At 41.2% G+C, this 328-nt stretch carries 1 protein-coding gene; it reads left to right on the top strand.

Translation table 11 applies throughout. The annotated features are described in order from the left end of the window. A partial coding sequence (locus HC175_RS21970) for a class I SAM-dependent methyltransferase (protein WP_168139992.1) occupies positions 1 to 328 on the top strand: 328 nt, incomplete at both ends.

Here is a 328-nt window from a genome sequence, read left to right as displayed (position 1 = left end):
GAAGACACTCTGTCTATCTCAACAAATTGGGATTTGATGTCACCGGCGTAGATCTTTCAGCCAATAGCATTGCATACGCCAAACAGTTTGAGAATGAGACCCTGCACTTTGACACCCACTGTATGTGTAAACCATTGGGTCCAAAATTTGATGCCGTCTTCAACCTTTTTACGAGTCTGGGCTATTTTGATGATGAAAGAGAAAACAGAGAAAGTATTGCCGCAATTAAAGAGGAAATAAAAAAAGGAGGCTGGGGAGTTATTGATTTCATGAATGTGAAAAAGGTGATTGAGAACCTGGTGCCTTCAGAAGTCAAAACGGTGAAGGA

It is taken from the genome of Salinimicrobium oceani (assembly GCF_012037645.1).
The sequence above is the reverse complement of the archived record's forward strand: the minus strand, read 5'-3'. Positions and strand labels throughout refer to the sequence as shown.